This window comes from Rhodanobacter sp. A1T4, from assembly GCF_014207185.1.
Classification (GTDB): domain Bacteria; phylum Pseudomonadota; class Gammaproteobacteria; order Xanthomonadales; family Rhodanobacteraceae; genus Rhodanobacter.
In genome coordinates this window covers 223,177-244,208 of sequence record NZ_JACHCP010000004.1, presented here as the reverse complement: position 1 = coordinate 244,208, position 21,032 = coordinate 223,177, and the positions used below count along the sequence as shown (strand labels likewise).

The window sequence follows — 21,032 nt, the reverse complement described above, 5'->3', positions numbered from 1 at the left end:
TGATGCAATAGCCGTTTGGCCGTGTGCGCACACTATGCGAGCCGGCAATCTGACCACCCGTCACGGAATTCACATGCATCTACGCTGCCATCGCCGTCTTCTGCCCCTGCTCGCCGTTGTCGGTGTTGCCGTCAGCACCGCTGCCATCGCCGATGCTCCCGTGCTGATGGTGTCGATCGACGGCCTGCGCGCCAATGATGTGTTGCAAGCCAAACAGCGTGGGCTGAACTTGCCGGCACTAAGCGCCTTCCTGCACGAGGGCAGCTATGCCACCGGTGTTACCGGTGTAACGCCAACCGTCACGTATCCGAGCCATACCACCCTGGTCACCGGCGTGGCGCCAGCGGTGCACGGCATTTACTCGAACTACGCCTTCGACCCCGAGTGGAAAAACGATCACGGCTGGAACTGGTACGCACAGGACATCCATGTCACCACCTTGTGGCAGGCCGTGCACGACAAGGGCGGCAAGACGGCCAGCCTGATGTGGCCGGTGAGCGTCGGCGCACCGATTGATTACAACCTGCCGGAGCTGTGGCGCTCTGGTGCCGATGACGACCGCAAGCTGCTGCGCGCGGTTTCCACGCCTGGCCTGCTGGACGAGGCCGACCAGGCATTGGGTGTCTACCCGCAAGTAAAGTCCTATACCGCCGAGGACGACGCGCGCCGCGCCGAATACGCCGCCTGGATCTGGCAACACAAACATCCGCAGTTGCTGACCCTTCACCTCAACTCGCTCGATTCCGTCGAACACGAATACGGCCCTGGCAGCGCGCGGGCGAATGCGGACCTGAGCCGACTCGACCAGGTCATTGGGCAGCTGCGTCGCGCGGTAACTCAGAGCGATCCGCACACCGTGGTCGTGATCGTCTCCGACCATGGTTTCGCATCCGTGCAGCACGACGTCAACCTGTTCCAGCCGTTCATCCAGGCCGGCTTGATCACGCTGGCCAAGCCCACGCAGGGCCAGCCGGCAACGAAGCCGACCGTGACCGACTGGCAAGCCACACCGTGGCCGAACGGTGGCTCCTATGCGATCGTGCTGCACCATCCGGAAGACAAGGCATTGCAGGCACGGGTACGTGCGCTGCTGGACAAACTTGCTGCCGATCCGCAGCTCGGCATCGAGCGCATCCTCGATGCGAAAGAGATCGCCGAACAAGGCGGCAATCCGCAGGCCTCGTTCTATGTCGGCATGAAGCTCGGCTACGAGAGCGCCAGCAGTCCGCTTTCCCCGCTGGTCGGCGCACCGCAGGAACTGGGCACCCACGGCTATCTGCGCCAGCATCCGGAAATGAACGCGACCTTCCTGATCGCCGGCCCCGGCATACCGGCTGGCAAGTCACTCGGCCAGATCGACATGCGCGACATCGCACCGACCCTGGCCAAGCTGCTCGGCGTGCAGCTGCCGCAGGCCACCGGCAAGCCGCTGCTCTGATCAAACAGCGCGCAAAGCGCTCGAGGAAGCTGAGCACCCGGTACGCCAGTCGTACGCAGTACGCCGCAGCGCCAGTCGCAAGGTGATGCGACCCTCATCGTTACCGAACGTTACGGTGGCACTGAACTGGCTGTTGCCGATCGGGTTCAAGAAACATGTGTCTAGCGAGCAATTTCTCGAACCACTTGCCCGCTCATGGAATGCCGGGGCGACAAATGATCAACCGGTATTCTGCAGCCCCTGGGATACGCCGTTGACGCAGGCCACCAACGCGGCGAGCAGGTTGTCGTCGGTGGCGCCCCCGTCTCGCCAGCGGCGAAGTAGATCCACTTGCAGCAGGCTCATCGGATCGACGTAGGGATTGCGCAGGCGGATCGACAACGCCAGACGCGGATCGCCCTGTAACAGTTGGTCGCTGCGCTTGAGTTTGAGCAGCCAGTAACAGGTGCGTTCGAACTCGCCACGGATCAGCGCGAAAAATGGCTCGTGCAACGGGCCGGCGAGTTTCGAAAACGCTTCGGCGATATCCAGATCGCACTTGGCCAACACCATTTCCACGTCGTCCAGCAAGTTGGCGAAGAACGGCCAGTCACGCGCCATCTCGCCGAGCGCGTCTTCGCCGAATTCGGTGACACCGTATTCCAGCGCCGAACCCAGACCGTACCAACCGGTGATGATCGAGCGGCACTGCGTCCACGCAAACACCCAGGGGATTGCGCGTAGATCCTGCACGCCGCGCATGCTGCGCCGACTGGCCGGACGTGACCCAAGAGTCATCCGTTCGATCACGTCAATTGGCGTAGCAGTACGGAAGTAGTCGACGAAATGCTCGCGATCGACCAGCTGGCGATAGGCCTTGCGGCTATTGATGGAAAGCTGGTCCATCATTTGAACCCATTGTTCTTCGCGCTGCTCGGTTTCGCGCGGGCGCAGGCTGGCGCGCAACACGGCGCCGACGGTTTGCTCGAGATTCCGCAACGCCAATGCACGAATGCCGTACTTGCGATGGATGACTTCGCCCTGTTCGGTCACCCGCAATACGCCAGCGACCGACCCACGCGGCGACGACATCAATGCCGGCGTGATCCGCGCACCGCCGCGGCTCGCCGAGCCACCGCGACCGTGAAAAAACGCCAACCGAATGCCGGCAGCCTGGGCCAGTTCCAGCAGTTCCACCTGCGCGCGCTGCAGTCCCCAGCGCGAAGCCAGCGTGCCGGCATCCTTGCCACTATCCGAATAACCGAGCATCACCCACTGCTGATTGCCACGCGCGCTGAGATGCTGGCGATACAGCGGATCGTCGAGCAGTGCGCGCAACGTCGCCGGCGCATTTTTCAAATCATCAACAGTTTCGAAAAGTGGCGCGATGTCCAGCGGCACAACGCTTTCTGCATTCGCTTCCCGTCCCTGATCGGCTTGGACCGAATGACCTAGCCCACCATAACGAGCCAGCGCCAGCACCGCCAACACGTCGGCAGCAGAGCGGGCCATGCTGATGATGTAAAGCCCGATGGCATCGGTGCCATAACGTGTACGTGCATCATGCAGCGTCGCGAAGACATCGTGCAGCGTCTTCGCATTGGCGTCTCCACTCATCGCGAACACACGCTCGCCGCTGGCGAATGGCTGCAGTCGCTCGACGCGATCGGCCACGTCCCGCGAGAGCCAGTCCGGATCGCTGAACAATGCTGACAGGGCTTCATCGTGCACACGCGAATCCTGGCGGACGTCCAGCCGCGCCAGATGGAAACCGAAGGTACGCACGCGCCGAATCAGCCGCTTTACCGCATAGGCACCCGCGTGTACGCCGTGATGATCCACCAGGCTGCGAGCGATGATTTCGAGATCGTCCTGCAACTCGTCAACGGACGTATAACCTTCCAGATGCACATCGTCTTCGGTCGCCCGCAGCCGCGCGCCCATCAGTGTCAGGAGGCAGCGGTATGGCATGTCCGCGTGCCGCGGGCGGATGCTTGCTGCAGCCTTCGGAAAGCGCTGACGGTAGTCGGCCAGGCGCTGCGACAGTACCTCGTCCACGTGTACGCGCTGATCGGTCTGGCTCAACAGGCGAGCCAGCGTCGAAATATCTTCGACGTAATGTTCCAGCACATGCGCACGCTGGGTTGCCAGACTCGCGCCGATGGTGGCGGCACCCACGTTGGGGTTGCCGTCCATGTCACCGCCGACCCACGTCGCAAAACTGAGCAGCTGCGGCAGCGGTACCGCGACGTCGTAGATGGTCTTCAACGCCTGGGCCAGTGATTCATACAGCGCCGGCACGATGCGATAGATCGGATTGGCCAGATAGAACCCGACGTGGTGGTGTTCGTCCTGCACAGTCGGACTGACCGGTGAGGCTTCGGCGGTTTGCCAGCCAGACGACAGCGCCATATAGATGCGGTCATCGTCCTCGTGTCGCTCCTGCGGCGTGCGGGTGGGGTCGAAGTTATCGACCAGCGCTCGCACGATCGCCTGCTCCTTTTCCAGCAGCGAACGACGCACCGCTTCGGTGGGATGCGCGGTGAATACCGGTTCCACCTGCAGGCGGTCGAGCCATTCCAGCAACTCGTCCGCGTTGACACCCTGATCCTTGAGATGCGTCAAAACATCGAGCAGCGACTCGGGCTGCGGCAACGTGCCATCACGCTGGTATTCACGTCGACGGCGGATGCGGTGAACGCGTTCAGCAATGTTCACCGCTTGAAAATAACTGGCAAAGGCACGCGCGAGTGCCTCCGCATCGTCGGCCTGCAGGCCAGCCAGCGTATCGGCGAGCGCCACCACCGAGTTACCCTCGCGACGGCGTCGTATCGCGGCCTGACGCACCGACTCCACCCGCTGGTAGAAGGCCTCACCACCCTGTTCGGCCAGCATCAGGCCAACCAGTGTGCCAAGCCGGTTGACGTCTTCGTGTAGGGGACCGTCATGCGGTAAGGATTCGGTTTCGCGGGTTTCTGGCATGGACGGCTCCGTTCAGTTGGCTCCAAGACTACCAATCCAACGCGGCGCTGTGGTCAGCTATAATCAATTCTTTCCCCTGTCCGCCGAGGGGCGCTGCGACCGTTCGTGAATGCGGCTTCATCCGCAACGTCTGCACCACGGTGCAAACACTCAGAACGGCCAGGCTCGGTGCGGCAAGTTTCACAACGGCGCCCGGTTACCACACGCGAATTCGTTCGCACTAACCGGAGACAATCCATGAACGCTGTTAGCAAAGAAGTCGACGCTGTCGACTATAAAGTGGCCGATCTTTCCCTGGCCGATTGGGGTCGCAAGGAACTCGACATCGCCGAGCACGAGATGCCGGGCCTGATGTCGATCCGCAAGAAGTACGCCACCGCCAAGCCATTGAATGGCGTGCGCGTGACGGGTTCGCTGCACATGACCATCCAGACCGCCGTGCTGATCGAGACGCTGAAGGACATCGGCGCCGACGTGCGCTGGGCCTCGTGCAACATCTTCTCGACCCAGGATCACGCTGCCGCCGCGATCGCCGCGACCGGCACGCCGGTGTTCGCCTGGAAGGGCGAGACGCTGGAGGAATACTGGGACTGCACACTGGATGCGCTGACCTTCCCGGGTGGCAAGGGGCCTGAACTGGTCGTTGACGACGGCGGTGATGTCACCCTGCTGATCCACAAGGGCTACGAGCTGGAGAAAGGTTCGAAGTGGGTCGATGAGCCAGCTTCCTCGCACGAAGAAGGCGTGATCAAGAACCTGCTCAAGCGCGTGGCGAAAGAGCGCCCCGGCTTCTGGACCACCGTGGTCAAGGACTGGAAGGGCGTTTCCGAAGAAACCACCACCGGCGTGCATCGCCTGTACCAGATGGTCGAGGCCAAGTCTCTGCTGGTGCCTGCCATCAATGTCAACGACTCGGTCACCAAGTCGAAGTTCGACAACCTGTACGGCTGCCGCGAGTCGCTGGCCGATGGCCTGAAGCGCGCGATGGACGTGATGTTGGCTGGCAAGGTAGCCGTGGTCTGCGGTTATGGCGATGTCGGCAAGGGTTCGGCGCACAGCCTGCGTGCCTATGGCGCACGCGTGGTGGTGACCGAGATCGATCCGATCAACGCGCTGCAAGCGTCGATGGAAGGCTTTGAGGTCAACACGGTCGAAAGCACGCTGGGCCGTGGCGACATCTACGTCACCACCACCGGCAACAAGGACGTGCTGACCATCGAGCACCTGAGCCAGATGAAGGATCAGGCCATCGTCTGCAACATCGGTCACTTCGACAACGAGATACAGGTCGATGCGCTGAACAATTTCCCGGACGTGGTCAAGCTCAACATCAAGCCGCAGGTCGACAAGTACACGTTTAAGGACGGCCGCGCGATCTTCCTGCTAGCCGAAGGCCGCCTGGTCAACCTCGGCTGCGCCACCGGTCACCCGAGCTTCGTGATGTCCAACTCGTTCTCGAACCAGACGCTGGCGCAGATCGACCTGTGGGCGAACAAGGACAGCTACGAAGCCAAGGTCTATATCCTGCCGAAGAAGCTCGACGAGGAAGTCGCGCGTCTGCATCTGGAAAAGATCGGCGTGGTACTGACCACCTTGACCACCTCGCAAGCCGCGTACCTCGGCGTGGACAAGGACGGCCCGTACAAGCCGGAGCATTACCGCTACTAATCTCTCCCGCAGTTGGAAAGATACGAAGCCCGCCTGCGAAGGCGGGCTTTTTTATTGCGCGCGGTCATCGGATGGCCCTCCAAGAAGAACGTGCACCCAGCGGCTCGATGCCATAGCGTCACGCTGCTGCGCTTTTCACGTATCCGGTGCGAATAATGCTGTGCCTGGTGCTTTATCGGCTCCAGCACTCCATGACCCTCCTCCATTGCCGACAGGAAAAGACCATGCGCACATCGCAAAATAAACTCCCACTGCTGCCTGGCCTAGCTTTGGCCGTTGGTTTGACCGCAAGTGCAGCAGCGCTGGCGGATACTCCCGCATTATCGAAAAGCGACCAGGCCTTCGTAGCGAAGGTGTCGCAGGGCGGCATGTTTGAAGTGGCCGCAAGCAAGGTCGCCGAAGACAAGGCCCAGGCGCAGGACGTCAAGGACCAGGCCCATACCGAGGTACACGATCATGAACTGGTCGGCAGCAAGTTGAAGTCGATCGCCTCGTCCAATGGCGACGACTTCCCAACGGATCTGAATGCCGATTTCACCACACGGGTAGCCAAGCTCAACGCCTTGTCCGGCAAGGCTTTTGACGATGCCTACATCGCCGAGATGAAGACCATTCATGCATTGGACGGTGCTGCTTTCGCCAAGGAAGCCAAGACCGGGCAGAACGCCGATCTGAAAGCCTTTGCAGCCGAGACCGTGTTGATCGTCAAGCGTCACATCGGCGCCCTGCACGGCGTTACAAAGAGCTGATAGTCGGTGCACGTCGAAGCAGCGATGTCTCGGCGTGCGCTTATTTGCAGCACTGCGCCCCCTATTTAAAGCCGCTAGCGAAAAGCCCACACAAACCATATCGCTCTATCGCGAATAAGAGATATATACTTAGCCCATTGCACCATCTGGACACGACGTGATGCCGGCGATCAGCTTTGAATTCTTTCCACCCAAGACTGACGAACAGCGTGCACAGATGGATCGTGCCGCTCAGCTGTTGAAGGCGCACCAGCCCGAGTACGCCTCCGTAACTTTCGGCGCTGGCGGTTCAACTTTGAGCTACACCAGCGAAACCGTGCAGCATCTCAATAAGGTGCATGGGCTCTCGGTGGCACCCCATCTGTCCTGCGTAGGTGGAACACGCGCCGAACTGGGTGCTCTGCTGGACGAATACCGGGCAGCCGGCTATCGACGCATTGTCGCGCTTCGCGGTGATCTGCCTTCCGGCATGGCGACTCCGGGCGATTTCCGCTATGCCGTCGAACTGGTGGCTTTCATCCGTCAGCACAGTGGTGATCATTTCCATATCGAAGTAGCTGCCTACCCTGAAACCCACCCGCAGGCGGACAACGCGTTGAAGGACCTGCAGCACTTCAAGGCCAAGGTCGATGCTGGCGCCGATGGTGCCATCACCCAATACTTCTTCAACGCCGATGCCTATTTCCGCTTCATTGACGATGCCGGCAAGCTGGGTGTGAACGTGCCGATCGTGCCGGGCATCATGCCGATCGCCAACTACAGCCAATTGCGGCGATTCTCGGAAATGTGCGGTGCCGAAATTCCGCGCTGGATCGCCAAGCGTATGCAGGCTCACGGCGACGATGCCGAGTCGGTGCGAGCGCTCGGCGCCGAAGTCGTCGCACAGCTGTGCCGCCGCCTGCTCGACGGCGGCGCGCCGGGACTGCATTTCTACACGCTCAACCGCGCCAAAGCGACCCAGTCGGTGCTGCATCAACTGGTTTGAACCGAGCGGCTATGCTGTTGCCATGCGCCTGCTGACAACATTGCTGTGGTTCGTTCTGATTCTCTGGGCCATGCCCGGCAGGGCGCAGACTGATATTCATCGCTGCATCGGCGCGAACGGCAATGCGCTGTTTACCGACCAGACCTGCGCCGCCATGCAGGCCACCACGGTACATGCTGCGGCCAAACCCAGTGATGACGTCACCCATACCGCAACGATTGCCTCCGCACCGGCTGAGCCACCGCCGGTTCTCTGCGCCGGAACCTTCAACGAATTGCGGCAGAGCGTGATCGATGCCTTCGCCAACCACAACGCAAACCGCATGGCGGGGCTGATGCTTTGGAATGGCTACGGCGGTAGCGCCGCCGTTGCCGACATTCGCGCGCTCAGTGCATTGATGCAGCAACCGCTGCTGGACGCCGGGCCGCCCGACAATGCCGACGCTTCGCCGACTGGCAACAGCGATCCGTCGACGACAGATAACGCTGCCGAGGCACCTGTCTCTGGTAACCAGTTGGTCCTGCATCTGGCCGGCAACGACGGCAGTGGTAACCCACGAGAACTGCGTTACGGCATCGTGCGCCGCTCAGGTTGCCTGTGGCTACGCAATGCCGACTGAGGCGGACCGATCTGGCCGCTGGCTCAGTTCACCGTGCCATACACATGCCGTACAACCACTCAGCAGCTATCATGCGCGGTCCCCATTGGAGAACCGTCATGGCGCAGCAGTACCCGGAATGGATCTGGCAGAACGGCAAGATCAAACCTTGGCAGGAAGCGACCACCCATGTGATGTCGCATGCGCTGCATTACGGTTCGTCCGTATTCGAAGGCATCCGTAGCTATGCGACGCCCGACGGCGCAGCCATTTTCCGACTAACCGACCATCTGAATCGGCTTTACCAGTCGGCACGCATTTACGACATGGTGCTGCCACATACTGCCGATGAGCTGGCCGCGGCCTGCCGTGATGTGATCAAGAAAAACGAGCTGGGCGCGGCGTATCTGCGACCGGTCGCTTATCGTGGACTGGGTGGCTTTGGCCTGTCCGCCGAAACGCCGATCGATGTGGCGGTAGCCGCTTGGCCGATGGGTCCTTACCTTGGTGCCGAAGCGCTGGAAAACGGCATCGATGCCTGCGTCTCGAGCTGGCAGCGTTTCGCGCCCAACACCATCCCGGCAGGCGCCAAGGCCGGCGGCAATTATCTGTCGGGTCAACTGATCGCCCGCGAAGCGCGCCGGCTGGGTTTTGGTGAAGGCATCGCGCTGGCTTCCACCGGCCTGCTGAGCGAAGGCGCCGGGGAAAACCTGTTCCTGGTATTCGACGGTGTGCTGCACACCACGCCGGCCAGCGCATCGATCCTGGCGGGCATCACCCGCGATACGTTGAAGACATTGGCCCGCGAAGATGGCATTGAAGTGGTCGAGCGCGATATCCCGCGTGAATACCTCTATCTTGCCGACGAGATCCTGATGTGTGGCACCGCGGCCGAGATCACGCCTATCCGCTCGGTTGACGGCAAGCAGGTCGGCGCAGGCAAGGCCGGTCGCGTGACCCGTCGCTTGCAGGAACTGTTCTTCGGCCTGTTCGATGGCCGCACCAACGATCGCTGGGGCTGGCTCGAGCCGGTCTGAACCGATTCGACCTGATACTGCCGCGCGCAAACATCATCGGCGGCTTCGTCCATAGCCTCGCGCTGGACGACGCGTAACGGAATCGCACCCGTCTTATCCGGTTCGTAGTAAAGCGTGCCGCGTTCGCTGCTCACAAGCGAATGCGGCACGGAAAGCTACACCCGCTCCAGCGACGCACGCAGCTATTCTGCGGCAATCGTTTCTTGCAGGCAGATGACGAAAGCGATCTTGCTTTCGATCAAGTACTCGAGGTTGGCAAGCTTTCTTTTCATCGTGCTCACGATTCAGCCGCAGCGGCAGAACTGACCGGCGCGTGCTTGCGCGCCGGTTTCTTGCAGAAAGCGGCGATTCGCGGGTGTCGTTGTTCGAACGTGCCGAGCCTGCCCAGGAGCCCATCGATATACCCGCAGGCTATTGCGACGATCTTGCGCAGTTTCTGCGGCTCGAACAGCAGTACGCAGTAGCCCTGATGGATAGCCAGCAATCCGCTCAACCAGTGCAGCCCCCAATGCGCCCGGTACAAGCGCAGGCAATGCACTCCGTTGCGTGCGCGGTAGTAGCGCCGCCATGCCACATGGTTGGTGGTGTACAACTTGCCATGTTGCTCGATGTCGCCAGCGGTCTGGCGCATCATCACCGCAGCATTCATGTATACCGGCACACCCTGACTGGATGCGCGCAAGCTGTATTCGATGTCGATGTACTCGATGAAATAGTCTTCTCTGAACGCGCCGAGTTTACGGTAGGCCTGCGCCGAAATGGCCGAGCCGGAGGAGATGATGAACAGCGTGGGGAACATTCCTTCGGTCTGATTGTCGATGCGCAAGGGCTTGGGGAAACGCTTGCCGGGCGGTATCACCGGCATGCACTTCTGCAGGTTGATCTCGTGGATTTTCGGACCGACCAGGAAGGTATCCGTGCCCAATGCTTCGCAGGCATGCATCATCTTGCTGAAGAACGATGCGTCGATATCTGAATCCTGATCCAGCAGAAAGATCACCTCGCACTGCTGTGCCAGCAGCAACTGGGCGCCCTTGTTGTAGGCTCCGGCAAGCCCGCCGTCGTTGTAGTTGTAGAGTACCTGCATGCCTTGACCGCACAGCCGCTCGTGCAAACGCATGTCCGCCTCGGGCGAGTTGTCGACGGCTATGACGTTGTCGCAGATGGCACGCGCTTTCTGCAAGTTATGCAGAAACTCTCCGGACGGCTGATAAAGCACGAAGATCAGGCCGAAACTTTTCATGGCGCAGGTACCGGCATCAGTGCCGCCTGCAATACCGTGATATGAGTGAAAGCGGCACGCACACTTTCCGGGCGCATCGGCACCCGGATGTAATCTCCGCGCTGCCAAAGCGCCGCTTGATCGAGATAGTTGGCACTGCCCGCCCAGCCATCCTGACCGCCCAGCAGCACGAAATCGTTGGCGTCCAGATCGGACAGATCGGAGATGTGCCGCGCACAGGAACCGAAGCTGGCCTCGTGCTCTCCGCCGCTCAACGAGTGCCCGCTTTTGTGCACGGTGTTGTTGCCACCCTCCGCCGCGAACGGCGGCGCATTGAAAAAACGCCCGAGACCGGGTAAATAGCCAAGCGGATGCTTCAAGCGGATCCGATGCATCGCACCCCAGCGTGCGTAGCGGCCCAACTGCCGTGCCGCGGCCGGCAAAGCGCGTTCAACCGCACGGCGCAGCACCGCGTCGGGTAGCGCAGCGAAATCCTGTCGCAACAGACGCTGGGTCATCCACACGGTCTGGTAGGCACCCAGATAGCGCTTGTTGCTCAAACGCTTTGCCACGCCGGCCAGCAACAGTTCAAAAGCCAGTGCACCGGCCGAATCGGCGGCATAGTCGCCATTCCATTGTCGCAACACCTCACGCAAACGCTGCGATGCGGCCGCGCGTGGGAGCAAGGGCAGCGCCGTCAGCAGCAGATCGCGCATACGAAGGCTGCCGGACCCGGCGACGTCGCGTTGCAACCGGCGCAGATCGTCAACGTCGAGCAGCTTATCCCCACCCAGCAAGGTCGCCAGACGCTCGGCGCGATCGGGCGGTGCGAAGAAATAACCCACGGGAAAATCACCGCCGCGCGGCGGCTCGTTGGCCGAAGCGACGAAGCCTTCCGGCGGATCGAACCGGAGCGGCATCGCCGTGATATCGGCGATCTGTTCCCAGTGCGAAGCAGCCTGCGTCGGCAACACCAGATCCGTCGGCGGCTGCAGCGGGCGCCGGGGCAAATGCGCCGCCAGCACATGCGCTACCCGCCCATCGCTGCCGGCAAACACCAGATTGGCACCGGATACGCCGTAACTGCGCAAGGCCTGACTCCATGAGTCCCAGTCGCGCGCACGCGCCACGCCGAGCATGGCACTCAACTCGCTGCTGGGGCGATGACCGACCCAGCGCATGGCCAGGGTCTGCCCTGAGGACAACAGCGCGCCATCGGAAACGATCGGCCCAAACTCACTCTCGCGCAAGCGCAACCGGCGCGTGCGTGCGCCACGTACATGAACCGTCTCAGTGCGTTCGCGCATCGCCGCCGAAGGCACGTCGGACACATCGAACAGATCGCTGCCTTGCGCATGCAGGCTGGTGCCACCCCAGGCGATCCAGCGATTGCGACCAAGCAGCAGGAACGGCAGTCCCGGCATCATCAGGCCCACACAGTGAAACCCGGGCGAATGCATTCCGGCAATCAGCCAGGCATTGGGCAGACTCAGCGGCAGGTGCGGATCGCTGGCAATCATCGCCGCGCCGCTGCGGCTGCGGTGCGCTGCAATAGCAGCGGAGTTGCTGCCGCTGCGCAGCATCGCGGTGATCGCCCGGCCGGCCAGATCGCGCTCGCTGGCGGCGGCCGTCGCCGGCATCTCTCCGGCCAGCAAGCGCGGCCACAACGCGGCCCACACATCGGGCGCCAATCGCTCGCGCAACGGCAACAACCGTAGCCAGACCAGCCAGCCGATATCTGCGGAGGCCAGCCGGCCGAAGGTGAGCAGATCCGTCAGCGTCCAAGGTTCGACACGCATGTTGAGCAGCTTGAACTCGGGGGGCTTCTCGCCGCCGTCGAGCAGCACATGATTGATGCCGGCGACGAAGCTCTCAGCCAGTTGCCGATCTTCCGACGACAGCGCGGCCAGCATCTGTGGCACGGCGCGACCGACATCGAACAGGCGCAATGAACGATCCACCTCGATGCCGAGTGGACCAATCATCTCCGCGACACGGCCATAGGCGATACGCCGCATCAGTTCGATCTGGCCCAGCCGCAGATGCGCATGCACCACACCCAGCGCAACCATCAGATCGTTGTCGCTGGACGCTTCGATAAAAGGTATCTGGTGTTCATTCCAGCGGATCGTGACCGCATCGGCTACCGGTGCACCCGTGCAGGGCAACATAGCCAGGCGTTGCTGCAGGCTGCGCGACTTGGGCTTGCGGCTGCATGCCGCTTTGCCAAGCACGACCGCCGCCACGCCGATGCCGCCGAGCAGGTGGGACCAGCCCCATTTCACGCCGCGCTCCGCACCGGCGCATAGGCCGCGGTCGTCGCACTGGACAAAGCTTCTGCCGATACATCCAGCAAGCCCCAGGCCTGTAGATAGCGCACCGCTGCGGCCACGCCATCTTCGGCGCGGACAGCCTGTCCAAGCGCTGTCGCGGCCTGCTGGATCGACGGCTGTTGCGTGGCCACCAAGGCGCTTGCCAGGGCGTCCGCGCTCAGGTTCAGCCGATCCAGCGCGGGCGGTGCCACACCCTGACGGTTGAGACAGCGCGCCCAGAACGGCTGATCGCCATAGAACGGTACGATCACCGAGGGAATGCCCGCCCGCGCGGCGGCAGCCGTGGTGCCTGCACCACCGTGATGCACGGCAGCCGACATCAGCGGAAACAGCTGGTCGTGTGGCGCATGGCGCAGAAAGAAAGTCTGCCCGTCCTGCGCACCGTCGGCGCCATCCAGGCCGCCCCAACCGGTGGCCAGCACGGCACGCTGACCACTCTTGCGCACGCCATCGAGTATTTTCCTGGTGAATCCCACGGCATCGCTGCTAACCATGCTGCCGAAGCCGATATACACCGGCTTGGGGCCGGCATCGAGGAAATCGCGCAAGGCATCCGATGGCTGCCATTGCGGTTGGTCGAGAAACCAGTAGCCGGCCACCTGTGCCGTGCCTGGCCAATCGGCCGGTCGTGGCAGCACGTGCTGGCTGAAACCATAAATCACCCGGCCGCGCGCCTCGCCTTCATTGAAATACGGCCCATACCAGGGATAGCCGCGCACACCAAGCTGAGGCCGGACGATGCCGTTGATCGCCGGGCGCATCACCTGCCACACCAGCAAGCGCAGCAGATGGTAGGCGCCCATGCTCAATGCACCGGGCAATTGGCTGCGAGTACCAGCGAGCACCATCGGCGGCAGAATTTTCGATGGCGTCAGCGGTTGTAACTGCGCGCGCACGAACGGCAGGCCGCGCCGCTGGGCCAGCGATTGCGCCAGCAAGGTGCTGTTGCCGACGCCGATCAACAGGCCAGCGCCATCGCTCGCGGCCATGCCCTCCTCAACCCAGTGGGTGGCCCAATCCGCAAAACAGTCGCGGAAGGTACGCGCCATCGCGCGCATATTCAGCCCCTGATCGGCAATGCTACGATCGGCCTCCAGCAGTGTCTGGAAATTGCTGGTCAGCGGGAAAAACTCCAGCCCGGCGCCACGAACCAGCTCGGCAAAATTATCGCTGGTGACGATGCGCACCGGATAGCCAGCGCGCTGCAAGCCCTGCCCCAGAGCTACGCAAGGCCGTATATCGCCCTGCGTGCCGATGGTAAAGATCGCGATAGGTGCGCGTATGCCCTTCAGATCAGACACAAACCGCCCCCAGATCGGCCATTTCGCGATCGACCGTCTTCATGGGCTCTGGCACGACAGCCTGGCGCAGCAGGGTTGGCAGCGCCGACTTCGCTGCGTGCAAAGCCGTCAGCTTTTGCTGCAATAGGCCACCGATCTGTGCCGCCGGCCCGGCTTCCAGCATGTTCTGATGATGGCAATCGATCTCGTGTGTCTCGATCCGGCCGCCCACAAACGACCGCCACGCCCGCGGGTGGTATTGCAGCAATCCGTCCAGCTCAACCGGTTCATTGGCGGTGGCATGGAAGAACAGCAAGTCGGCATCGATCAGCTGTGGCACGTATTGCCGGGCCAGCCGCAGATTATTGCGGGTCACCGCCGATACGTGATCAATCAGCTGCGGGTCACTCTTCATGATCTCCTGCACCAGCGGCACCGAAAACACGTCGTATTCGCGGCATAGCGCATCGCTCAACGCATCCATGTTTGCGGGCGGATTGTCTCTGGCCAATTGATGGAAGCCGAGGAAGTGCAGAATCGCCTGGACCTCGAGCGCTTCGTCACTGCACGCCTGCGCATCATCGGTAACGAAGGGATACGAATCCATCATCGCCAGGCATTCCACGTGCTCGCCCTGAGCTTGCAGCTGTGCCGCGATGGCGTGCGCAATCAGGCCGCCCAGCGACCAGCCCAGCAGACGATACGGCCCATGCGGCTGTTTGCGCCGTATCTGCACCAGATAATCCGCCGCCATTTCCTCGATGCTTTCAGGCAACGACGTCTTGCCACGCAGGCCATGCGATTGCAGACCATAGACTGGCAGCTTGCCGTCCAGATGGCGCAGCATGTTGGCGTAGCCCCAGCTGATACCGACCACCGGGTGGATACAGAACAGCGGCCGCTGCTGTTGCGACAGACGCAGCGGCAGCAATGAACCCAGCGGGTCACTCAGGCTATCCGCACGCTGCAGATAGCCGGCCAAACCAGCAATGGTGGAGGCCTCGAACAAGCTGCTTAGCGGCAACTCCATGGAAAAATGCTCGGGGAAGCGCGCAAGCATTTCTGCCGCGCTCAGTGAATCGCCACCGATCTCGAAAAAATTATCGTGCAGACCCACTCGCTCCAGCCCAAGAATCTGCTGCCACAACGCCGCCAGTTTCTGCTCGATCTGGGTCACCGGCTCGACATAAGCCGCGCGGGATTGCCGCTCGGGCTGCGGCAATGCCTTGCGGTCCAACTTGCCGTTCGGTGTCAGGGGTAACGCATCAAGCAGCATGAAGCTGGCCGGCATCATGTATTCCGGCAATCGGCTGGACAGATAGACACGCACAGCATCGGTATCGATGGTGGCGCCAGCCGCCACCACCAGATAACCGGCTAGCGTGACGATGCCTTCCGCATCGCAATGCGCGGCAACGGCGGCCGCCGTGATGGCGACGTGCTCGAGCAGTTGGGCTTCGATTTCACCCAACTCGACGCGATGGCCGCGGACTTTCACCTGACCATCCGCGCGCCCGATGAAACTCAGCAAGCCATCATCGCTCCAGCGCACCAGATCGCCGGTGCGATACATCCGGCTGCCATCGGCCACGAATGGGTCTGCCGGGAAACGCTCCTCGGTAAGTTGTGGACGATTGAGATAACCCTTGGCGACACCGGCGCCGCCGATATACAGCTCGCCAATCGCACCGGTCAGCACGGGCTGGCGATCTTCATTGAGCACATAGAGCCGGGTGTTGAGGATGGGCCGGCCAATCGATGGCGGCGCCTGGTCGAGGCTGCCCAGTTCGAATGCCGTCGACCATACGGTGGTTTCAGTCGGGCCGTAGAACTGCGTGACACGCGCAGCATGACGCTGCAGGCGGCCAGCCAGTTCCGCACTGAGCGCTTCACCACCCACCAGTGCATGCACGCCGTCCAGTTTCGTTTCCGCACTCGTCAGAAGCACGCGCCACAACGATGGCGTGGCCTGCACGTGGGTGGCACCGCTGCGTTGAATAAGCTGCGCCAGCAGTGGTGGATTGCGCACTGCTTCGCAACTGGCCATCACCACTTGCGCGCCAACGGTGAGCGGCAGATACAGTTCGAGTCCGGCAATATCGAAGATCACCGTAGTCACAGCCAAAAAGCGATCGCTTGCCACCGGCCTAAGCTGATCCTGCATACCTTGCAGGAAATTGCCCAGATTGCGATGAGTGACTTCCACACCCTTGGGCCGGCCGGTGGAACCTGAGGTGTAGAGCACATACGCCGTGCTTTCCGCTACGCTGAGATCAGGCTCGTACAAGGTCTCGCCAGATAGCGTTTCGCCTGACGATGTATCCAGTTCTTCCGGCACCAGCAGCAGCAAGCCACCGAGAGCAAAACGCGCGTGCATTTCGGGCTGGGCGATCAGCACGATCGGCGACGCATCGGCCAGCACCAGCGCCGTACGCTCAGCCGGGCTGTCCAGATCGATCGGCAGATACGCCGCGCCGGTCCGCATGATCGCCAGCAGCACAACCAGCAGTTGCTCGCTGCGCGGCAAGGCCACCGCTACTACGTCACCCGGCTCCACGCCATCGGCGAGCAACTGGCGGGCCTGACTGACGCTGCGTGCATGCAGTTCGCGATAGCTGATGACGTTGTTTTCGAATACCACCGCCGGCGCTTGCGGGGTCAGCCGCGCATGACGCGCGACCAGTGCTGGCAGGCGCTGGTCGGACAACGGCGCCGCCGTGTCGTTCCAGTCGACCAGCAGGCGCTGGCGCTCTTCTTCGCCAAGTATGTCGATCTGCCGCAGCGGCTGTGTCGGATCGGCCAACACGGCTTCGATCAGGCGCACCAGTCGACGCCGGTGTTCGTCAAGTTCGGCCATCGAATACAGAGCGGGGTTGGCGTCGAAATCGAAGCGCAACGGGCTATCGTTGCCACGGTCGTAGACGAAGACCGTGAGATCTTCCGCCGAGCCATTGGACATGTTGTGCGCGATGGAACTTGCACCGGCGAAGTTGAGCTGATAGTCGAACGGTTCGATGTTCACACCGAGCCAGGCAATGTGCTGGCCTTCGCTGATCAGGCCAAGGTCGCGGCGCAAATCCTCATAGCGGTACTGCTGGTGCCGCAACGACTGCCGCACGGTCTTCGACACTTGCGCAAATAGCTCTGCCGCCGTCATTTCTGGCGTAAAGAACAGGCGAATGCTTACCGCGTTTGCAACCATTCCGGGTGCACTACGCAGAGTGGCATTGATGCGTCCGGAAACCGGCATGCCCATGACCAGGTCGTTGGCACCGGTAGCGCGGTGATAGTAGGCAGCGACCAGGCCGATCAGTACTTGCGGCAAGCTCGCCGCCGTAAGCTTGCCCAGCTCACCCAGACGCTGTGTCGTCTCGACTGAGAGATGACCGATACTGCGCAGCAGACCACCCATGCTGCGCCGACGAGTGTTACGCGACAAGGTAACCGCCTCGGGCAACTGGGCGAGCTGCTCTTTCCAGTATTCGCGGTCGCGACGGAAGCGATCTGAGTCTCGATAAACGGCCTCGCCCTCGATCAGGGTATGCAGCGAACCGAATCCACTCGGCGCTGGCTCGCACCCCTCCGCGTAGGCCGTATAGAGCTCGGCCACCCGGCGCGCAACCATGCCGCCGCTATAACCGTCGTACACCGCATGATGCGCGCGCTGGTACCAGTAGTAACGGTCATCGGCGAGCTTGATCAGCGCACTCACCCACAACGCATCGTGCGCGAGGTCGACCGGCCGGATGATTTCGTCGTTCATCCAGGCTTTTGCGGCGGCCTCCGGATCGGCCTCGTGACTGGCGTCAATGAACGGAAACTCACCTTGGTAGATCGGCCGGATGATCTGCCTCGGCTTGCCGTTCTGTTCGACGATGCAAACACGCAGGGTGTCCGCTTCGCAGGTCACCTGCGACAGCGCCCGCTGGAATAGTGCAGGATCCACCGGACCGCAGATTTCGACCGCCTCGGCAATATTCATGGTGGTATCGGCGGCCGCAATTTTCTGGCCGACCCACAGACCACGTTGCGCTGTGGTCAACGGTAACGAAACATCCTCGTACTCATTCATCTCACATCCTTCCTTCGATGTCTGCTCAGCCGTACCCATTCGATCGAACGTGCAGTCACGACGATCCTGTATCGCTGCACATCACCTGCATCGGCCCTCGGTTATCTCGTTGCGATCTGGTTATATGGAATCCCGGTATTCGCCACTGCACCTGCCTTCGTAGTTCCTTGTGCTGCTGATTCAACAAGGCGCACGAATCCATCGCGTGGCCGGTGTGGCGACACTTAAATCGTCTCTAACGTTGTTTTATTTCCGGATCTTCAGGAAATCCGGATATTTAAAGGAGAACCATCACCAGCAGTGGATCTGCCGATCAAATCACCTAAATGGAAAGACATCTCACCGAAAGCCTGATAGCAAATGAACACCCACTTTCGATGCTATGCCGGGACAAGAAACCATCCGTCTTTGATAGCGAGTGTCAACACTCACTCCACTCATGTCCACCCGCACTACGTGCGGTCGGTCACATATTGTGCGATGCAGCAATATTTCGTACCGTTCTTGTGCGGCACTCGACATTACGAACCCCGACCGCCTTGCGCGGCCGGCAGCGTGAAACACTATTTGAAAACGATGCAGGCAATCGCGCCGTTGGCATCACTGCGCGGACGCATCGATACGTCCCAACCGTAGAGTTCGCACAACCGGCGCACAATCGCCAGACCGAGACCCGCACCGCTGCCGCCTGCGCCTTCGCCACGTACGCCGCGCTGGAAAAGCCGCTCGGCGTCCTCCGGCTTGATGCCGGGACCGGTATCGATCACTTCGATACGGCCTTTGCCGACCTCGACGCGCACGCTGCCTTCCAGCGTGTACTTGATCGCATTGCCAATCAGGTTGGTGAGCGCCACCGATAACACCGACGCCGGCGCATTGACGGTCACAGGGGCATTGACGATCAATTCAATCTCAATCGGCTTGCCGCGCATCTGCGGCCGCTGGCTCTCGATCACGTCAGAGGCCACCTTGCCCACCTCGGTGGTTTCGCCACGCGTCGGCCCGCGCCGTTCGGCACGGGACAGCAAAAGCAGGGCTTCGATCAGCTCGGTCGCCTGACGAGATGCACGTTCAATGCGCTTCAGGCGTTCGCTGATTTTTTCACTGAGGTCAGGCGAGCCCTGCAGCAGTTCCGTCGTGCTGGCGATCACTGCCAACGGCGTACGCAGCTCATGGCTTACGTCCGAATTGAATTCGCGATCGCGCTCGACCATCGCGGTAAGTCGTTCGGAGTATTCGTCCAACGCATGCGCCAGCTCGCCCACTTCGTCATCGGCGAAATGCACTGCCAGTGGCTCGGCCTTGCCGGCCTTGCGAAAACCGCGCAGGCGATGCGCGAGTTCAGTGACAGGTTTGAGAACTTTGCGCGAGAGCCACAGGCCAATGCCCAACGAGAGCAGGCTGAAAATAATCACCGCACCGATGAGGGACGTGATCAGCTGCCGCTTACCTAGATCTTCGCGACTGATGTCATATCGGGTAAAACCGATGATGCCGTTCTTGCGCCGGACGGCGAGCTTGTAGTGTCTGGCCTTGCCACTAGTATCCGTTTCCTGGATGTCATGAACTCCCGTACCCAGGTCCTGCCAGGCCAGTGGCATCTTGTAGATCGTACGATCGCTTTTGAACCAGGCTTCGAGCAATTCGGAGTGCGCTTGCTGATCAGGATGCGCGATGATCTGATCAACTGCCTGATCCGTATCGTTCTGCAAACTGTCGTTGATAAGCTGATTTTCTACCTTGGCGCGCACGTACAACGCCGCCACGGCAAAGAGCGCGCTGAGGCCGAAGCCAAACAGCGCGAACGAGACAATCAATCGAAAGCGAAGCTTACGCCTGGACTGCATCCGGCTCGACCATCCGATAGCCAATGCCGTGCCGCGTGTGAATCAAAGGCTTCTCGAACGGCTTGTCGATCGCCGCGCGTAAGCCATGGATATGCACGCGCAAAGAGTCGCTATCGGGCAACTCCTCACCCCACACACGTTGCTCCAAATCCTGTCTTGTTACCACCGACGGACTGGCCTCCATCAGCGCCTGCAGCAACTTCAGGCCGATCGGGTTGAGCTGGATCGACTTGCCTTCGCGATTCACCGTCAGCGTATCGAGGTTGAACGTGAGGTCAGCCACTTTAAGCACACGGCTCTGCGGGCCTTTACCGCGACGCGCCAGCACTTCGAGTCGCGCCGCGATTTCCTGCAGCGCAAACGGCTTGGTCATGTAGTCGTCGGCGCCGGATTCGAAACCGATCAGCTTCTGTTCCAGCGCATCACGCGCCGTCAGCATCAGGATCGGCGTCTGCTTGTGCGCTTCATGGCGCAGCTTGCGCGCCACTTCCAACCCGTCCATGCCGGGCAAGGTGAGGTCCAGCACGATGACGTCGAAATCGTGCACCACTGCCAGATGCAAGCCGGTGACACCGTCGCCGGCGAAATCGACCACATGGCCGCGGTCTTCCAGATAATCGCCGATGTTGGTCGCGATATCGCTGTTGTCTTCGATCACCAGAACGCGCATGTATCACTCCTACGCAGCCGTTGCACGGAACGGCTGAGGCTGCAAGCTTAACAAGCTTGGTGCGGGGAATCCCGCCAATTACCACGCGAAACTGAATCGGACGTCGTACGGACAAGAAAAAGGCCCAGATGCACGACTCGCCGTCGCCACACCTGAGCCCAAGCTATCGTCC

13 protein-coding genes and 1 riboswitch are annotated in these 21,032 nt (G+C 61.3%); of the genes, 6 read left to right on the top strand and 7 right to left on the bottom strand.

Features of this window, described 5'->3' with window-relative positions:
• The first annotated feature begins 73 nt into the window (after positions 1–73).
• Entirely contained in the window at positions 74–1,438 is a 1,365-nt protein-coding gene (locus HDE80_RS09760; protein WP_184670332.1) for an ectonucleotide pyrophosphatase/phosphodiesterase, read from the top strand.
• Positions 1,439–1,657: 219 nt separating this feature from the next.
• Here HDE80_RS09760 and ppc read toward each other — a convergent pair whose 3' ends face one another.
• On the bottom strand, positions 1,658–4,399 hold the full coding sequence (gene ppc, locus HDE80_RS09755) for a phosphoenolpyruvate carboxylase (RefSeq protein ID WP_184670330.1): 2,742 nt from the start codon (positions 4,397–4,399) through the stop codon (positions 1,658–1,660).
• 79 nt (positions 4,400–4,478) lie between these two features.
• Positions 4,479–4,600: riboswitch (S-adenosyl-L-homocysteine riboswitch) on the top strand.
• Between the two features lie 36 nt (positions 4,601–4,636).
• Between ppc and ahcY the strand changes: the two genes are divergently transcribed.
• The 5 genes from ahcY (at position 4,637) to HDE80_RS09730 (ending at position 9,436) form a co-directional block, all read left to right on the top strand.
• Positions 4,637–6,067: an adenosylhomocysteinase gene (gene ahcY, locus HDE80_RS09750; protein ID WP_184670328.1), complete on the top strand. Its 1,431-nt coding sequence runs from the start codon at positions 4,637–4,639 to the stop codon at positions 6,065–6,067.
• Between the two features lie 224 nt (positions 6,068–6,291).
• Positions 6,292–6,816, top strand: a complete 525-nt coding sequence (locus HDE80_RS09745) for a DUF4142 domain-containing protein (RefSeq protein ID WP_184670326.1) — start codon at positions 6,292–6,294, stop codon at positions 6,814–6,816.
• Positions 6,817–6,976: 160 nt separating this feature from the next.
• The gene (gene metF, locus HDE80_RS09740; protein WP_184670324.1) at positions 6,977–7,801 is read left to right on the top strand and encodes a methylenetetrahydrofolate reductase [NAD(P)H]; all 825 of its coding nucleotides are present in this window, start codon (positions 6,977–6,979) and stop codon (positions 7,799–7,801) included.
• Positions 7,802–7,823: 22 nt separating this feature from the next.
• On the top strand, positions 7,824–8,420 hold the full coding sequence (locus HDE80_RS09735; RefSeq protein ID WP_184670322.1) for a DUF4124 domain-containing protein: 597 nt from the start codon (positions 7,824–7,826) through the stop codon (positions 8,418–8,420).
• A 98-nt stretch (positions 8,421–8,518) separates the two neighbouring features.
• Positions 8,519–9,436, top strand: coding sequence for a branched-chain amino acid transaminase (locus tag HDE80_RS09730; RefSeq protein ID WP_184600590.1), 918 nt, complete (start codon positions 8,519–8,521; stop codon positions 9,434–9,436).
• Positions 9,437–9,713: 277 nt separating this feature from the next.
• Here the strand turns inward: HDE80_RS09730 and HDE80_RS09725 are convergent, their stop codons facing one another.
• The 6 genes from HDE80_RS09725 to HDE80_RS09700 form a co-directional block, all read right to left on the bottom strand.
• Complete coding sequence (locus HDE80_RS09725; RefSeq protein ID WP_184670320.1) at positions 9,714–10,679, bottom strand: glycosyltransferase; 966 nt, start codon at positions 10,677–10,679, stop codon at positions 9,714–9,716.
• Positions 10,676–12,943, bottom strand: a complete 2,268-nt coding sequence (locus HDE80_RS09720; RefSeq protein ID WP_184670318.1) for a penicillin acylase family protein — start codon at positions 12,941–12,943, stop codon at positions 10,676–10,678. The genes HDE80_RS09725 and HDE80_RS09720 overlap by 4 nt, the downstream gene beginning before the upstream one ends.
• A complete protein-coding gene (locus HDE80_RS09715) occupies positions 12,940–14,292 on the bottom strand; it encodes a glycosyltransferase (protein WP_345776436.1) in 1,353 nt (450 codons plus the stop codon). Before HDE80_RS09715 ends, HDE80_RS09720 begins: the two co-directional genes overlap by 4 nt.
• Entirely contained in the window at positions 14,285–18,343 is a 4,059-nt protein-coding gene (locus tag HDE80_RS09710) for a non-ribosomal peptide synthetase (protein ID WP_184670316.1), read from the bottom strand. The genes HDE80_RS09715 and HDE80_RS09710 overlap by 8 nt, the downstream gene beginning before the upstream one ends.
• Before the next feature lie 563 nt (positions 18,344–18,906).
• Positions 18,907–20,190, bottom strand: a complete 1,284-nt coding sequence (locus tag HDE80_RS09705) for a HAMP domain-containing sensor histidine kinase (RefSeq protein ID WP_184670314.1) — start codon at positions 20,188–20,190, stop codon at positions 18,907–18,909.
• The gene (locus tag HDE80_RS09700) at positions 20,174–20,860 is read right to left on the bottom strand and encodes a response regulator transcription factor (protein ID WP_179477853.1); all 687 of its coding nucleotides are present in this window, start codon (positions 20,858–20,860) and stop codon (positions 20,174–20,176) included. The genes HDE80_RS09705 and HDE80_RS09700 overlap by 17 nt, the downstream gene beginning before the upstream one ends.
• Positions 20,861–21,032: the final 172 nt, after the last annotated feature.

What these genes read in the sequence shown, in the direction of transcription:
- ppc (WP_184670330.1), bottom strand. Translation starts at nt 4,399, where the DNA reads ATGCCAGAAACCCGCGAAACCGAATCCTTACCGCATGACGGTCCCCTA.
- HDE80_RS09700 (WP_179477853.1), bottom strand. Translation starts at nt 20,860, where the DNA reads ATGCGCGTTCTGGTGATCGAAGACAACAGCGATATCGCGACCAACATC.
- HDE80_RS09710 (WP_184670316.1), bottom strand. Translation starts at nt 18,343, where the DNA reads ATGAATGAGTACGAGGATGTTTCGTTACCGTTGACCACAGCGCAACGT.
- HDE80_RS09735 (WP_184670322.1), top strand. Translation starts at nt 7,824, where the DNA reads ATGCGCCTGCTGACAACATTGCTGTGGTTCGTTCTGATTCTCTGGGCC.
- HDE80_RS09705 (WP_184670314.1), bottom strand. Translation starts at nt 20,190, where the DNA reads ATGCAGTCCAGGCGTAAGCTTCGCTTTCGATTGATTGTCTCGTTCGCG.
- HDE80_RS09760 (WP_184670332.1), top strand. Translation starts at nt 74, where the DNA reads ATGCATCTACGCTGCCATCGCCGTCTTCTGCCCCTGCTCGCCGTTGTC.
- HDE80_RS09730 (WP_184600590.1), top strand. Translation starts at nt 8,519, where the DNA reads ATGGCGCAGCAGTACCCGGAATGGATCTGGCAGAACGGCAAGATCAAA.
- ahcY (WP_184670328.1), top strand. Translation starts at nt 4,637, where the DNA reads ATGAACGCTGTTAGCAAAGAAGTCGACGCTGTCGACTATAAAGTGGCC.
- HDE80_RS09725 (WP_184670320.1), bottom strand. Translation starts at nt 10,679, where the DNA reads ATGAAAAGTTTCGGCCTGATCTTCGTGCTTTATCAGCCGTCCGGAGAG.
- metF (WP_184670324.1), top strand. Translation starts at nt 6,977, where the DNA reads ATGCCGGCGATCAGCTTTGAATTCTTTCCACCCAAGACTGACGAACAG.
- HDE80_RS09745 (WP_184670326.1), top strand. Translation starts at nt 6,292, where the DNA reads ATGCGCACATCGCAAAATAAACTCCCACTGCTGCCTGGCCTAGCTTTG.